Raw genomic sequence first — 13,972 nt, 5'->3', positions numbered from 1 at the left:
TGACCTAAACCAGGGACAAATAATTCCGATGTCTCTCCCAGCAGGAGGAACGCCCATGGCCGCCGTGCGCGAGGGTCTTCCCGACGGGCGATACGGCCGGTCCGCGGACGCGCGTGCCGACCGCACGCTGAAGATCGTCGGCGCGGTGCTCGGTGCCGGGCTGCTGGCCCTGATCGCGTGGTTCGGATACGACTACATCGCCGGTCAGGACGTCAGCGGCCGGTTGACCGGTTTCAAGGTGGTCGCCGACGACGCCGTCGACGTCCGGCTGGAGATCACCAAGGACAAGGACGCCACCGGTGTCTGCACCGTGCGTACCCTGGATGAGTACCACGACGAGGTCGGCCGGAAGGACTTCACCTTCGACCAGCGCGAGGGCGACCTGGTCAAGGTGGTGACCGTGCGCACCACGGCCCGGGCGACCAGCGCCGAGCTGATCGGCTGCGAGCCCGGACGATAATCGGACCGGACGTGTCGGCGGCTGCCCCGATCTGACCAGCACTGACGGCTTTCCTGCGCATTGCGCCCAGTTCCCTCCTCCCCGTTTCTTGCCGGAATTGTTAGGCTCGTGGTTTCGCCCCGCTTTGAAGGCGCACCCTTCTGAGTAGGGCGTTCATTTGTATTCCCAGCACCGACGAGGAGCACCTGTGACCCAGACCAGCGAGAACGTCACCTGGCTGACCCAGGAGGCGTACGACCAGCTCAAGGCCGAGCTGGAGTACCTGTCGGGTCCCGCACGTGTCGAGATCGCGAAGAAGATCGAGGCTGCCCGGGAGGAAGGTGACCTCCGCGAGAACGGGGGCTACCACGCCGCCAAGGAAGAGCAGGGCAAGCAGGAGCTCCGAGTGCGTCAGCTGACGCAGCTCCTGCAGCAGGCGAAGGTCGGCGAGGCACCCGCGGACACCGGCGTGGTCGCCCCCGGCATGGTGGTCACCATCGCGTTCGACGGCGACCCGGACGACACCCTGACCTTCCTGCTCGCCTCTCGTGAGTACGCGAGCGCGAACATCGAGACCTACTCGCCGCAGTCCCCGCTGGGCTCGGGTGTGAACGGCAAGAAGGTCGGCCAGGACGCGGAATACGAGCTGCCCAATGGCCGCACCGCCTCAGTGCGGATCCTGGAGGCCAAGCCGTACCAGGGCTGAGCGCCCGGTGTGGAGCCCCGGCCGGGCGGCCGGGGCTCCTCCACGATCACCACACCCCCTGCCGGGGCCGCTCCCGATCACCACACGCCCCAGCGGGCCCCAGCGGGGCCGCTCCCGATCACCACGATCCCCGGCCGGGCCGCTCAGGCGGTCGCCGAGCGGTATTTGCGCACCGCCAGCGTCCGGAAGAGCACGATGATCAGCAGTGACCAGAGGACCGACGCCAGCGCCGGATGCTGCATCGGCCAGGCGTCCGAGACCACGCCCTCCGGATTGCCGAAGAGCTGCCGGGACGCCTGCACCGTCGCGCTGAAGGGGTTCCAGTCGGCGATATGGCCCAGCACGGCGGGCATCTTGCTGGACGGCACGAAGGCGTTCGAGATGAACGTCAGCGGGAAGAGCCAGATCAGCCCGCCCGAGGTGGCCGCCTCCGGCGTCCGTACCGACAGGCCGATCAGCGCGCCGATCCACGAGAAGGCGTAGCCGAGCAGAAGCAGCAGCCCGAACGCGCCCAGCGCCTTCAGGGCGCCGTCATGGATCCGCCAGCCCACGATGACCGCGACGATCGCCAGCACCACCAGTGTCAGCGCCGTCTGCACGAGATCCGCGAGCGTACGGCCGGTGAGCACCGCGCCACGCGCCATCGGCAGTGACCGGAAGCGGTCGATCAGCCCCTTGTTCATATCGTCGGCGATCCCCGCCCCCGCGCCCGCCGTGGCGAACGTCACGGTCTGCGCGAAGATCCCCGCCATCAGGAACTCGCGATACACCGTGGCATCCGCGCTGGCCTGCCCCGGAACCATGATCGCGCCACCGAACACATAGCTGAACAGCACCACGAACATGATCGGCTGCACCAGGCCGAACACCACCATCTCCGGGATGCGCATCATCCGCAGGAGATTGCGCTTGGCGACCACCAGCGAGTCCCGGACGGAGCGCAGCGGTCCGCCGCGCGGCCGGGGGGCCGCCGCGACGGTGGCACCGGTCTCCTCGACGACGGCCATCACTCGACTCCCTTGCTCTCGGCCTCGCCGCCGCCCTGGAGTCCGTCCTCGGTCCCACGGCCGGTGAGGGAGATGAACACGTCGTCCAGGGTCGGGCGGCGCAGCCCGATGTCGTCGATCTCCACACCGCGGGTGTCCAGTTCGCGGATGACCTCGGCGAGCAGCTTGGCGCCGCCCACGACCGGGACGGTGACCTGACGGGTGTGCTCCTGCACGGTCGTCTCGCCCTTGCCCAGGACCCGCAGGACCTCCTGGGCGACCGCGATGTGCTCGCGCTCATGCACCACGACCTCCACCCGCTCCCCGCCCGTATGGGCCTTGAGCTGGTCGGAGGTGCCGCGGGCGATGACCCGGCCGCGGTCGATCACGCAGATGTCATGCGCCAGATGGTCCGCCTCCTCCAGATACTGCGTGGTCAGCAGCAGCGTCGTGCCACCGGCCACCAGCTCCTGGATGACCTCCCACAGCGCCTGCCGGTTGCGCGGGTCAAGACCGGTGGTCGGCTCGTCCATGAACATCACGGGCGGGCTGACCACCAGGGCCGCGGCGAGGTCCAGCCTCCGGCGCATCCCGCCGGAGTACGTCTTGGCGGTGCGGTCGGCCGCCTCCGCGAGGCTGAACCGCTCCAGCAGCTCACTCGCGCGGGCTCTGGCCGCCCGCGCTCCCATCTGGTAGAGCTGGCCGACCATCTGGAGGTTCTCGCGGCCGGTCAGATACTCGTCCACGGCGGCGAACTGGCCGGACAGCCCGATGGAGCGGCGGACCTCGTCGGGGTTCTTCAGCACGTCCACCCCCGCGACCACCGCCGTTCCGCTGTCCGGGCGCAGCAGCGTGGTGAGCACGCGCACCGCGGTGGTCTTGCCGGCGCCATTGGGGCCGAGCAGTCCGAGCACGGTTCCTTCCGGTACGTCGAGGTCGACGCCGTCCAGAGCCCTTACGTCGCCGAAGGTCTTCACCAGACCCTCGGCGTGAATAGCGCCTGGCATGTTGGCACTCCCGGGGTTGGGGCCGTTCCACACTCAATCAAGGCATAAGTCCGACCATATGGGCAGCGCTCGGCAGCAACTGGACGGCAATGGTACCGGGAACGCGATACATCGCGACATACGCGAGGCAAAGAAAGCAGGACAGGGCAGCGCAGCCGACGGCATGGCTGTCCGTGGGTGGGGAAGTCCGCAAGCACATCCCGGACTACTTCCTGATCACGGAGCACGGCCCGGTGGTGGTGGACGTCAAGCCGCGTCGGCGTCTGTCCGCACCGGCGGTGGCTTTCGCCTTCGCGTGGGCCCGGCAGGCGGTGGAGTCGCGGGGGTGGCGATATGAACGGGCGATCATCGATCTGCACTGGGGTGTGCGGGCACCGTGCCTGTCATCCTGTGGTGTCCGGTTCTCCCTCGTGGGCCGCGTCGGCGAGGCCGGCGAGGTGCCGGCGGATTCGTACGGCGTCCTGCAGAGGCGGAAGGCCGTACGCCTGACGGTATTCGCGGTTGAACTGGGAGGTGCTGACGTAGCCGACGGCGGTCGCCGCCTCGGTTGCTGTCTCTCCCTCGGCGAGGATCCGACGGCGCGCGTCCTGCAGGCGTACGCCCTTTTGGAACCGGCGCGGACTTGTCCCCATGACGGCCCGGAACTGGCGATGCAGGGTGGTGGGGCTCATCCGGGCCTCGCGCGCGATGTCCTCGACGCGCAGCGGTTCGGCTGCGTGCTCGGTGATCCACCGGGCCACCTGGCGCATCCGGCCGGTGGCCGAGTCCGCCAGGACGCACGCGCGCAGCTGCGCGCCCAGGGGGCTTTCCAGCAGCCTGTACAGAAGCTCGGCCTCCCGGTGTTCCGCCAGCGCGGGAATGTCCTCGGGTGTGTCGAGCAGGCGGGCCCAGCGTGCCAGTGCGTCGAGTACGTCGGGGTCGGCCCGCACGCTTCCCAGGGCCTCGGGCTCGTAAGGGCCTCGCGCGGGCCTCGCATCGGCCGCCACGTCCGCGAGCAGGCGCGCGTCCAGGTGGAGCACCGCGGAGCGATACGGAACCTCTTCGAACACGGCGACGACCGGCATCGTCACCGGATTCAGGTACATCTCGCCCGCTCGTGCCACCCGGCTGCGGGCGCCGACCACGGTGCGTTTGGCGCCGCGGGCCACCAGGCAGACCATCGGCGTGTAGGTGAGATCGGTCGGCGGGACCGGCGTGTCCAGCGCGACGACGCGCAGCCGGGGCACCGCGCTGGGGGTTCGCGGCTGGGTGCGGTGGCGGCTGATCAACTCGGCGAGATCGGCTGGCATGCACCCTCCGGTGGGAGTTTCAGGCAAGAATACGCCAGCGCGTGCCCATGCTTCCCTGAGGCGTGATGCCTAGCGTTGACGGCATGAACAGCGAGAAAGCAGCACTTCCGCAGCGGCACCTCGGATCCCAGGGCCTGCAGGCCGGAGCCATCGGGCTGGGCACGATGGGAATGACCGTGGCGTACGGGGACTCGGACAGCGCCCGGTCCGAGGCCACCATCCGCCGCGCGTACGAGCTGGGCGTGACCCTCTTCGACACGGCAGAGATGTACGGACTGGGCGAGGGCAGCAGCGAGAAGCTGCTGGGCCGGGCGGTGGAACCGTTCCGCGACGAGGTCGTACTGGCGACGAAGTTCGGCTTCGACATGAGCGATCCGTCGGACATCGGCACCCGTCTGGACAGCCGGCCGCAGCGTATCCGGGAGGTCGCCGAGAACAGCCTGCGCTACCTGCGCACCGATCACATCGACCTCCTGTACCAGCACCGCGTCGACCCCGACGTGCCCATCGAGGACGTCGCGGGAACCGTCGGTGAGCTGATCGCCGAAGGCAAGGTGCGCTGGTTCGGCCTGAGCGAGGCGGGGCCGGACATCATCCGCCGCGCGCACGCGGTCACGCCCGTCTCGGTGCTCCAGACCGAGTACTCCGTCCTCGAGCGTTCCGTCGAGGCGCAGATCCTCCCGGTGATCCGCGAACTCGGCATCGGATTCGTGCCGTACTCGCCCCTGGGCCGCGGGTTCCTCACCGGCGGCGTGCAGCCGGCCACAGCGTACCCGGCCAACGACATGCGCAGCCGGGACGACCGCTGGCAGCCCGGCAACTACGAGCGCAACCTGGCCGCCATCCGTTCCCTCACGGCACTGGCGCAGAAACGGGGCATCACGGTCACCCAGCTCGCCCTGGCGTGGCTGCTGGCTCAGGGAGACGAGATCGTGCCCATCCCGGGCACGCGTGATCCGGACCGGCTGGCCCAGAACGTCGCCGCTGCCCGGATCGACCTCACCGCGGACGAGCTGGCCCGCGTCCAGCAGATCGTGCCGCACGGCGCCGCCGGCTCGCGCTACCCGCGGGAGCGCATGCCCAGTTGGTCCGCTCGGTGACGTAAAGGGCGTTCGGTCAGACGACGCGCGGAAAGGGCGTTCGGTCAGACGACGCGCGAGATCTCGGCCCAGTTCGGGCGGGCGATCTCGGCGGCGTCGTCGATGGCGCCGACAACGGCGGCAGGCAGGGGGCCCTCGGCCACCGCGGCGAGGTTCTGGGTCAGGTGCGCCGGTGAGGAAGCCCCGAGGATGATCCCGTCTCCCGCCTCGCCGCGCAGTTGCGAATGGTGCACCAGCCAGCGCAGTGCCGCGGAGATCGGCGACACTCCGGCCTGCCCGCAGGCTTCACGCATCGCGTCGAGTGAGGCCAGGTAAGCCGGGTTCAGGTAGCGCGAACGGTAGAGCTGCCCCTGCGGCAGGTTCGGGTCCCACCGAGAGCCCGGCTCGGCCTCCCTGGACGCGAAGCCCGGTGCGAAGGCGCCTCCCGCGAGTGGGTTGTAGGCGTGGAACCGCATGCCGAGCTCGGCCAGGTCCCAGAACAGCTCGTCCTCGGCGCGGCGCGAGACCGCGTTGTACAACCCCTGATAGACCGTCGGCTGGACCCATCCGTTCGTCGAGCAGATGTCGAGGACCGTCCGCACATCCGCCGCACTGACATTGCTGAGGCCGAACTCGCGGAAGAGCCCCTCACGGTGAAGCTCGTCCACGGCTCGCGGTCGTCTGCCGACCCGTTTCCACCGTCACACCGCGGGGCACGCGGCGCCAGGGCGAGCCCTGACTATGCAGACCAGTACCAGGCACCTGAGTGCCGTCCGGCGCAATACTGGGATCATGGAGCAGCACGTCAATCCCTCCAGCGGCCCTGCCGGCAGCAACGAACTGGGCGACTTCCTGCGCGCCCGCCGCGCCGCCCTCGGCCCGCACCAGGTGGGCCTGCCGGACGACGGCCGTCTGCGCCGGGTGCCGGGGTGAGATCCCACAGGCCGACGGTCGACAGGGCCGCCCGGGGGCGACGTCGTACCGGGCGACGGCGCCCCCGGGCAACCAGGCATCAGCCCCGCCGCGGCGGCGGACCCTCTCCCGTCGTCAGGCCATCACCGTGTACCCGGCCCCGCTCAGCGCCTCCCGGACCTCCTCGCAGTGGTCCGTCCCCTTCGTCTCCAGGTGCAGCTCCACCTCGGCCTCGCTCAGCCCGAGCCGCGGATTGGTGCGTACATGGCTGACGTCGAGCACATTGGCGTCCAGCGTCGACAGCACCCCCAGCAGCGTGGCCAGCGCCCCCGGCCGGTCGGTGAGCCGCAGCCGCAGCGACAGATAGCGCCCCGCCGCGGCCATGCCGTGCCGCAGGATGCGCTGCATCAGCAGCGGATCGACGTTGCCGCCCGAGAGCACCGCGACCACCGGCCCCTCGAAGGACTCCGGCGCCGACAGCAGCGCGGCCACCGGACTCGCGCCCGCCGGCTCCACCACGAGCTTCGCCCGCTCCAGGCAGAGCAGCAGCGCACTGGACAGCTCGTCCTCGGTGACCGTACGGACCTCGTCGACGAGATCGTCGATGATCTGGAACGGCACATCGCCCGGCCGCCCCACCTTGATGCCGTCCGCCATCGTCACGGGCGCCTCGATCGAGACCGGCCGCCCGGCCGCCAGCGACGGCGGATACGCCGCGGCGCCCTCCGCCTGCACCCCCACCACCCGCACATCCGGCCGCAGCGCCTTCACCGCCACCGCGATCCCGGCCGCCAGCCCGCCCCCGCCGATGCCCACCACCACGGTGCGCACCTCGGGACACTGCTCCAGGATCTCCAGCCCCACCGTGCCCTGCCCCGCGATGATGTCCGGGTGGTCGAAGGGGTGGATGAAGACCGCGCCCGTGCGCTCGGCGTACTCCTGAGCCGCCCGCATCGTCTCGTCCACGATCTGGCCGCGCAGCCGCACCTCGGCGCCGTAGTCCCGGGTGGCCGCGATTTTCGGCAGCGGGGCGCCCTCGGGCATGAAGACCGTCGAGCGCACCCCCAGCAGCGAGGCCGCGAGGGCGACGCCCTGCGCATGGTTCCCGGCGCTCGCCGCGACCACTCCGGCCGCCCGCTCCTCGGGGCTGAGCCCGGAGATCCGCACATAACCGCCGCGCAGCTTGAACGACCCGGTGCGCTGCAGGTTCTCGCATTTGAGGTGGACCGGCGAGCCGACCAGACCGGACAGATAGCGGCTGCCCTCCAGCGCGGTGAGCCGGGAGATCCCCGACAGCGTCTTCTGCGCTCCGCGGATGTCGTCGAGAGTGATCCTCTTGATCGTCCCGGGTCCCTCGGAGACGGAAGCGGAAGCAGGGCCCCCGGGGGCGGAGCCCTCAGGGCCGGACCCCTCGGAGCCAGAAGCGGAGGCGGGCCCCCCGGAGCCGGAAGCGGCGCCGGAAGCGAGGTCAGACCCCGCGGAACCCGTGGAGGCGGAAGCAGAAGCGGAGGAGGTGGGGTGCGAGGCCGGGCCGGACCCGGAGCCGGGCCCGTCCTCGTCGCCGTGTCGTGCAGCCATGGTCCCCAGTCTGGCAGCTCACCCCCGGCACGCCCCCGCGGCCCGGGCCGGCACCGGTCGGGTACCGGGCCAAGGCCCACCGGCGGGCTGCTGCGACGGATAACGGCTCAGAACGGCAGGTTGTGGCTCGGAGGTCGTCAGGTTTCTGCAGCCCCCGTACGGGCAGGGCCCCGGCCGCGTACTCTGTGCCACATCCCACAGACCACCGCATGAAGTGAGCCCTATGCCATGCCCACCCAATCGGACATGACGACTCAACTCGACACCGGCGTACTGGACACGCTCCAGCATCAGGTCGCCGTCTTCGCCCGCCGTGCGGAACAGACCCGGCTCGGCGGCGTCGGCCAGGCCCGCAACTCCATGGACCGAGCCGCGTATCTGCTGCTCAACCGGCTCGACCAGGAAGGCCCGATGGGGGTCAAGGCGCTCGCGGGGAGCATGGGCATCGACTCGTCCACCGTGACCCGCCAGGTCGCCCCGCTGGTCGACTCCGGCATGGTCAAGCGCACCTCGCACCCCGAGGACGGCCGCGCGGTCGTGCTGCAGCTCTCCCCGCGCGGCAAGGCCCGCCTGGAGGAAGTGCGCTCCTCACGGCGCGACCTGATGGCCCGCGTGACCGACGACTGGACGGCGGAGGAGCGCGATCTCTTCTGCGATCTGCTGACCCGGTTCAACATCGCCCTCTCCGCCGCACACAGCACGGTGCCCCAGGCGTCGCCCGCCACCTGACCCCGGCGCGACCGCGCCACCGCACAGACCTCGCAGACCTCTTGGCAGACCTCTTGACCGGGTGCCCGTGCCTGCCGTGTCCTAAAGGAACGGGAGGCGGAGGACGTGGTGCGAGAGCGGCGGGCAGCACGGGATGGCCGCCGGGCCCGGGAGTTCGAGATATTCGTCGCGGGCGCGGGTGGCCGCCTGCTGCATGCGGCCGCGCTGCTCACGGGGGAGCCGACGGGGGACACCGAAGCCGCCGAGCGCCTGCTGACCGCCGCGCTCGCGCGCACGTACGCCCGCTGGGACCGGCTGCGCGGCGAAGATCCGTACGACCACACCCGCCGGACGCTGGCCGCCCTCTTCGCCCACCGAGGCCACCGCTACCGCCACCCGCGCGGCGGCCTCCTGGCCCGGCTCACCCCGCAGGAGCGGCTGGTGCTGGTGCTGCGGCTGTACGAGGGGGTCGCGGAGGAGCAGACGGCGGCGGCGCTCGGCCTCCCGGTCGAGCGGGTCCGGGCGATCTGCACCCGCGCGGTCACGGCGATGCGCAGCGCGACGCCGCGGCGCGGTACGTACGGAACGCCTTCGTCCACCGGAACGCCCGCGTCCGCGGGGCAGCCTCCGGCCGGTGGAACACCCCCCTCTGCGGGACAGCTCCCGCCCGAGGGACAACCTCCGCCCGCCGGAACGCCCCCGTCCACCGGCCGCCGGACCGCCACCGGCGCGGCCGGAGCCGGGACGGGAGCCGGGGCTGGGACGGAAGCCGGAGCCGGGACGGAAGCCGGAGCCGGGACGGAAGCCGGGGCTGGAACAGGGACCGGGGTGGCGCCATGAGCTTCCCGGACCGCAAGGAGACCGAGGTCCGCCGGATGCTGGAGGGCCCGCATCCGGCGCTGCCGCCGGATCTGGCGGGCCGCGCGACCGAACGGGGGCGGCGGATGCTCCGCCGCCACCAGGTCGTACGCACCATCGGCTGGCTGCTGCTGGTCGCCGCGGTCGTGGCCTTCGCCGTCTGGGCGGCGATCGTCGAACCGTGGACCGCGCCGCCGCCCACCGACACCACCCCACCCCTCGAAGGGTGGTGACCACCGGAGGAGGACGGTGACCACCGGAGGAGGACGGTGACCGCCGAACGACGGTGACCGCCCTCAAAGATCCGCGGGTAGGGCGGCAGGCGATCAGGCCGCCAGGCAGCCACCCGGCCCAGCCGTCAGCCCAGCGCCCGGCTCAGGTCCATGAGCAGATCGTCGACCGACTCGATACCCACCGACAGCCGTACGAGATCCGCCGGCACCTCGAGCGCCGAGCCTGCCACCGAGGCGTGCGTCATCCGCCCCGGGTGCTCGATCAGCGACTCGACGCCGCCGAGCGACTCCCCGAGCGTGAACAGCCGCGCCCGGTCGCACATGTCGACCGCCGCCTCCTCGCCGCCCGCGACCTGGAACGACACCATGCCGCCGAAGGCCCGCATCTGTTTGGCCGCGATCTCGTGCCCCGCGTGCTCCGGCAGCCCCGGGTAGTAGACCCGGGTCACCTTGGGGTGCGCGACGAGCATCTCCGCGATCCGCGTGGCGTTGGCGCTGTGCCGGTCCATGCGGACGGCGAGGGTCTTGATGCCGCGCATCACCAGCCAGGCGTCGAAGGGCCCGGCGATGGCGCCCATCGCGTTCTGGTGGAAGGCGAGTTCGTCCCCGAGGCCGGTGTCGGAGACGACCAGCGCACCGCCGACGACGTCCGAGTGCCCACCCATGTACTTGGTGGTGGAGTGCACCACGACGTCCGCGCCGAGCGCGAGCGGCTGCTGGAGGTAGGGGCTGGCGAAGGTGTTGTCCACCACCAGCCTGGCCCCCGCGGTGCGGGCGATGTCGGCGACGGCGGCGATGTCGGTGATGCCGAGCAGCGGGTTGCTCGGGGTCTCGACCCAGATCACCTTCGTACGGGGGCGGAGCGCGGCCCGTACGGCCGCCGGGTCGGAAGTGTCGGCGACCGACCACTCCACCCCCCAGCGCTCCACGACCTTGGCGAACAGGCGGAACGTACCGCCGTACGCGTCGTCCGGGATGACGACATGGTCGCCCGGCACCAGAAGCGTGCGCAGCAGGCAGTCCTCGGCGGCGAGACCGGACGCGAAGGCGAGGCCGCGGCGGCCACCCTCCAGCGCCGCCAGGTTCGCCTCCAGCGCGCTGCGGGTGGGGTTGGCGGAACGGCTGTACTCATAGCCGCCCCGCAGACCGCCCACCCCGTCCTGCTTGTAGGTGGAGACCTGGTAGATCGGGGGGACGACGGCGCCGGTGAGCGAGTCGGCCTCCTGGCCCGCGTGGATGGCGAGCGTCTCGAAACTCTGAGGGTGCCCCTCGGGGTGCTGGTGGCTCATGCGCCCGAGCGTAACGCCCGACGCGCCCGTGCCGGATTCAACGACCGCCGAGGCGCATAGGCTGGACCACAAGCCGTTCTGGGCCACCAGCCGTTCTGGACCACCAGCCGTTACGGAACTTCACACGGGGACACCTCATGGAGCTTCTGATCTTCCTCATCGCCATCGTCATGATCGGCGGGCTGATCGTCATGCCGGCCCTGCGGCGGCGGCGCGGGGGCCGCGAGGCCGTGCGGGGGATGATGCGCGCCTCGGATCCGCAGGAGTACGGCTTCGTACCGCGCGAGCGGCTGGACGTACGGCTGCCCGGCCCGGACCGGCAGCTCATCGACGCCCTGGAGGAGGTCCAGGCCCGGCAGGACTGGCAGCCCGCCGCCCGCCTGCTCGCACTCACCGAGGCCACCTCGGAGCTGCGCTGGCAGCGGGTGCAGACGCTGGCCGGGGCGGCGGCCTTCGAGCTCGCCCAGGCCCCCGGCCAGGGCGGGATGTGGCTGCGCACCTGGCGGGTGGCGGCCCCCGAGGACCCGGGCGCGGCGGCGGTGCAGGCGGAGTTCCTGGTCCGTCAGGCGCTGCTCGACCCGTCCTCGGTCGACTTCCGGATGATCCTGGAGGAGGCCCGGGACGTCTGCCACGAGGCGGCCCGGCTGGCCCCGGACGACCCGGTGCCGCACATCATCGAACTCGGCGTCGCCCGCGGTATGGCCTACCGGCAGGCCGACTTCGAGGAGCTGTGGTCCAAGGTCACCAAGCTCGCCCCGCACCATATGGGCGCCCACCTCGCCGCCCTCCACTACTGGTGCGAGAAGTGGCACGGCTCCCAGGACCGCGCCGACACCTTCACCCACGCGGCCGCCGCCTCGGCGCCCGAGAAGAGCCTCCTCCCCGCGCTGCCCCTCTTCGGCGTCTTCGAGCACCTGCCGGAGGCGAACCTCGTCCGCACGCTCTACCGGAGCGAGGTGATCGTGAAGGCGATCGAGGGCGCGCTCTTCGCCGTCCGCCACGCCCCCGCCGACCACCCGGTGCTGCCGCACGTCCGCCATCTGCTGGTCTTCTTCCTGGTCCGGGCGGAGCGGTACGCGGAGGCCCTTGAGCAGCTTCGCCACGTGGACGGCCATGTGGGCGCGGTCCCGTGGTCGTACGGGGCGGACCCGGCGGCCGAGTACACGGTCTACCGGGCGCTCGCGGTCGCGGGCTGGGAGGGCGGGGGCGGCTCCCCGGCGACGCTGCCGCGGTGAGGTGAGGTGACGGGCGGCGGAATTCAGACACCCCGAAGCCCGTTGTAACAAGCGGACGGCGCAGGGAGACACCCCGCGCCGTAAGACCCGCACCAGCGCAGGGACCACACCCACCCGAGGGCACGCACCCGCCCCAAGGGACCACACCCGCCCGAGGAACCACACCCGCCAGCCGGATCCGCATGGGAGCCCAGTGATGTTGTTCAGCCGCCACAAGAACCACCTCCCCACCCCCGAGGAGGCGCTGAAGGGCCGCGCCGAACCGGGCTTCCCGGTCCCCGACCGCCACACGGTCCTCGGCAACCCGCTGGCCGGCCCGTACCCCGAGGGCCTGGTCGTCGCCGACTTCGGCCTGGGCTGCTTCTGGGGCGCGGAGCGGAAGTTCTGGCAGGCCCCGGGCGTCTGGACCACCCTCGTCGGCTACCAGGGCGGCCACACCGAGAACCCCACCTACGAGGAAGTCTGCAGCGGGCTGACCGGCCACACCGAGGCCGTCCGCGTCGTCTTCGACCCGACCGTCACCTCCTACGCCGCCCTCCTGAAGCTCTTCTGGGAGTCCCACGACCCCACCCAGGGCTTCCGCCAGGGCAACGACGTCGGCACCCAGTACCGCTCGGCGATCTACGCACACTCCCCCGAGCAGCAGTCCGAGGCCGAGTCCTCCCGCGCCTCCTACCAGTCCGTCCTGACGGGCTCCGGCTACGGCGAGATCACCACCGAGATCCTCCCGGCGGGCCCCTTCTACGCGGCCGAGGCATATCACCAGCAGTACTTGGACAAAAACCCGGCCGGCTACTGCGGCATCGGCGGCACGGGCGTCAAGCTAAGTGACCCGTCCGGGGGCGGCTCCTGCCCTACGGGCATCGCCCCCGCTGGAAGCTGAGGCCTCCGCCTCACTCATTCGGGCGATGTGATCGAGCTTGGACTCGATACGCTGCTCCCAGGGATCAGAATCTCGCCCATGGGAGCAGCAATGACCACCTCCAGCGCCGGGCAGCCACTCATCCCTCAGCCGCCTGCCACCGTCACGGCCCTCCGCCAGGCCGTCGCGCAGATCGTGCCCGCCGCCCTGCCCGCCTTCACACGGGAGCTGGATCAGGCCGCCGATCAGTCCCGCCAGGCTTCCGATCTCGCCCCCCTCCAGCGGTTCATCGCCCAGTGGGCCGTCTATATCCACATCCAGCGGCAGCCGAATGTCGCGAAAGAGTTCCGTCACTGGGAGGACACCGCCGAGATCGGTGACGCGACGCAGGCCCGCCGCGCCGCATCCGCTCTCGGCAAGATCCTGGACGACGCATACGCCGCGCTCGGCCTCCCGCCGCGGTGAGCGCCGACTGGCGCTGGGAATACGACCCCGATCACGCCCACGTCGCAGGCGGCATCCCCGCTCACGTGGTGGCTGAAGTCGAGCGTCTCGCGGAGCAACTGGTCGGCCTGGCAGGGATGGGAGTCGACGTCAGCGATTTCGGCAATGGCCCCCGGCCGGGAGGCATGCGCCGCATGGACGCGGCGGACGGCTGGTTCCACTTTCTGGTGGCACCGCGAGACCAACTCATCGTGATCGTCCGCATCATCCCACCCTTCCCACACATCTAACTCGGGCACCCGCTGCCCAACCGGTGACTGCGTCTCGCCCAGGTAGCCCCCTGTCCA

16 protein-coding genes and 1 pseudogene are annotated in these 13,972 nt (G+C 71.2%); 11 read left to right on the top strand and 6 right to left on the bottom strand.

Annotated features, from left to right (window positions below; genetic code table 11):
- Positions 1 to 55: 55 nt before the first annotated feature.
- Both STRVI_RS05035 and greA read left to right on the top strand, forming a co-directional pair.
- The gene (locus STRVI_RS05035) at positions 56 to 460 is read left to right on the top strand and encodes a DUF4307 domain-containing protein (protein WP_014054534.1); all 405 of its coding nucleotides are present in this window, start codon (positions 56 to 58) and stop codon (positions 458 to 460) included.
- A 187-nt stretch (positions 461 to 647) separates the two neighbouring features.
- On the top strand, positions 648 to 1,145 hold the full coding sequence (gene greA, locus STRVI_RS05030) for a transcription elongation factor GreA (protein ID WP_014054533.1): 498 nt from the start codon (positions 648 to 650) through the stop codon (positions 1,143 to 1,145).
- 143 nt (positions 1,146 to 1,288) lie between these two features.
- Here greA and STRVI_RS05025 read toward each other — a convergent pair whose 3' ends face one another.
- The 3 genes from STRVI_RS05025 to STRVI_RS05015 all read right to left on the bottom strand — a co-directional run bounded on the left by STRVI_RS05025 (position 1,289) and on the right by STRVI_RS05015 (position 4,427).
- Positions 1,289 to 2,152: an ABC transporter permease gene (locus STRVI_RS05025; protein ID WP_014054532.1), complete on the bottom strand. Its 864-nt coding sequence runs from the start codon at positions 2,150 to 2,152 to the stop codon at positions 1,289 to 1,291.
- Entirely contained in the window at positions 2,152 to 3,138 is a 987-nt protein-coding gene (locus STRVI_RS05020) for a daunorubicin resistance protein DrrA family ABC transporter ATP-binding protein (protein ID WP_014054531.1), read from the bottom strand. Before STRVI_RS05020 ends, STRVI_RS05025 begins: the two co-directional genes overlap by 1 nt.
- A 383-nt stretch (positions 3,139 to 3,521) precedes the next feature.
- Positions 3,522 to 4,427, bottom strand: coding sequence for an AraC family transcriptional regulator (locus tag STRVI_RS05015; protein ID WP_014054530.1), 906 nt, complete (start codon positions 4,425 to 4,427; stop codon positions 3,522 to 3,524).
- An 83-nt stretch (positions 4,428 to 4,510) separates the two neighbouring features.
- Between STRVI_RS05015 and STRVI_RS05010 the strand changes: the two genes are divergently transcribed.
- Positions 4,511 to 5,527 (top strand): aldo/keto reductase, encoded by a 1,017-nt coding sequence (locus STRVI_RS05010; protein WP_043235427.1) that lies wholly within the window; start codon positions 4,511 to 4,513, stop codon positions 5,525 to 5,527.
- A gap of 44 nt (positions 5,528 to 5,571) precedes the next feature.
- Here STRVI_RS05010 and STRVI_RS05005 read toward each other — a convergent pair whose 3' ends face one another.
- On the bottom strand, positions 5,572 to 6,174 hold the full coding sequence (locus STRVI_RS05005; protein ID WP_050993620.1) for an aldo/keto reductase: 603 nt from the start codon (positions 6,172 to 6,174) through the stop codon (positions 5,572 to 5,574).
- Between the two features lie 124 nt (positions 6,175 to 6,298).
- Between STRVI_RS05005 and STRVI_RS50435 the strand changes: the two genes are divergently transcribed.
- A complete protein-coding gene (locus tag STRVI_RS50435; RefSeq protein WP_435532575.1) occupies positions 6,299 to 6,439 on the top strand; it encodes a hypothetical protein in 141 nt (46 codons plus the stop codon).
- A gap of 114 nt (positions 6,440 to 6,553) precedes the next feature.
- Here the strand turns inward: STRVI_RS50435 and ilvA are convergent, their stop codons facing one another.
- Positions 6,554 to 7,996, bottom strand: coding sequence for a threonine ammonia-lyase (gene ilvA, locus STRVI_RS05000; protein WP_014054527.1), 1,443 nt, complete (start codon positions 7,994 to 7,996; stop codon positions 6,554 to 6,556).
- A gap of 228 nt (positions 7,997 to 8,224) precedes the next feature.
- On the opposite strand from ilvA, the gene STRVI_RS04995 reads away from it, so the two are divergent.
- The 3 genes and pseudogenes from STRVI_RS04995 to STRVI_RS04985 all read left to right on the top strand — a co-directional run bounded on the left by STRVI_RS04995 (position 8,225) and on the right by STRVI_RS04985 (position 9,795).
- Positions 8,225 to 8,725, top strand: coding sequence for a MarR family winged helix-turn-helix transcriptional regulator (locus tag STRVI_RS04995; protein ID WP_014054526.1), 501 nt, complete (start codon positions 8,225 to 8,227; stop codon positions 8,723 to 8,725).
- A 108-nt stretch (positions 8,726 to 8,833) separates the two neighbouring features.
- A pseudogene (locus tag STRVI_RS04990) lies at positions 8,834 to 9,328 on the top strand (sigma factor-like helix-turn-helix DNA-binding protein); the annotation flags it as partial.
- 212 nt (positions 9,329 to 9,540) lie between these two features.
- Positions 9,541 to 9,795, top strand: a complete 255-nt coding sequence (locus STRVI_RS04985) for a hypothetical protein (protein WP_014054524.1) — start codon at positions 9,541 to 9,543, stop codon at positions 9,793 to 9,795.
- 125 nt (positions 9,796 to 9,920) lie between these two features.
- Here the strand turns inward: STRVI_RS04985 and STRVI_RS04980 are convergent, their stop codons facing one another.
- Entirely contained in the window at positions 9,921 to 11,084 is a 1,164-nt protein-coding gene (locus tag STRVI_RS04980; RefSeq protein ID WP_014054523.1) for a cystathionine gamma-synthase, read from the bottom strand.
- A 137-nt stretch (positions 11,085 to 11,221) separates the two neighbouring features.
- On the opposite strand from STRVI_RS04980, the gene STRVI_RS04975 reads away from it, so the two are divergent.
- The 4 genes from STRVI_RS04975 (at position 11,222) to STRVI_RS04960 (ending at position 13,915) form a co-directional block, all read left to right on the top strand.
- Complete coding sequence (locus STRVI_RS04975; protein ID WP_014054522.1) at positions 11,222 to 12,319, top strand: hypothetical protein; 1,098 nt, start codon at positions 11,222 to 11,224, stop codon at positions 12,317 to 12,319.
- A gap of 196 nt (positions 12,320 to 12,515) precedes the next feature.
- Complete coding sequence (msrA, locus tag STRVI_RS04970; RefSeq protein WP_014054521.1) at positions 12,516 to 13,202, top strand: peptide-methionine (S)-S-oxide reductase MsrA; 687 nt, start codon at positions 12,516 to 12,518, stop codon at positions 13,200 to 13,202.
- A gap of 90 nt (positions 13,203 to 13,292) precedes the next feature.
- Complete coding sequence (locus STRVI_RS04965; protein WP_014054520.1) at positions 13,293 to 13,646, top strand: DUF6247 family protein; 354 nt, start codon at positions 13,293 to 13,295, stop codon at positions 13,644 to 13,646.
- Complete coding sequence (locus STRVI_RS04960) at positions 13,643 to 13,915, top strand: hypothetical protein (RefSeq protein ID WP_014054519.1); 273 nt, start codon at positions 13,643 to 13,645, stop codon at positions 13,913 to 13,915. The genes STRVI_RS04965 and STRVI_RS04960 overlap by 4 nt, the downstream gene beginning before the upstream one ends.
- The last annotated feature ends 57 nt before the right edge of the window (positions 13,916 to 13,972 follow it).

The sequence above is a fragment of the Streptomyces violaceusniger Tu 4113 genome (assembly GCF_000147815.2).
GTDB lineage: Bacteria > Actinomycetota > Actinomycetes > Streptomycetales > Streptomycetaceae > Streptomyces > Streptomyces violaceusniger_A.
Note: the sequence above shows the minus strand (reverse complement) of the source record. Positions and strands in the feature narration are given on the sequence as shown.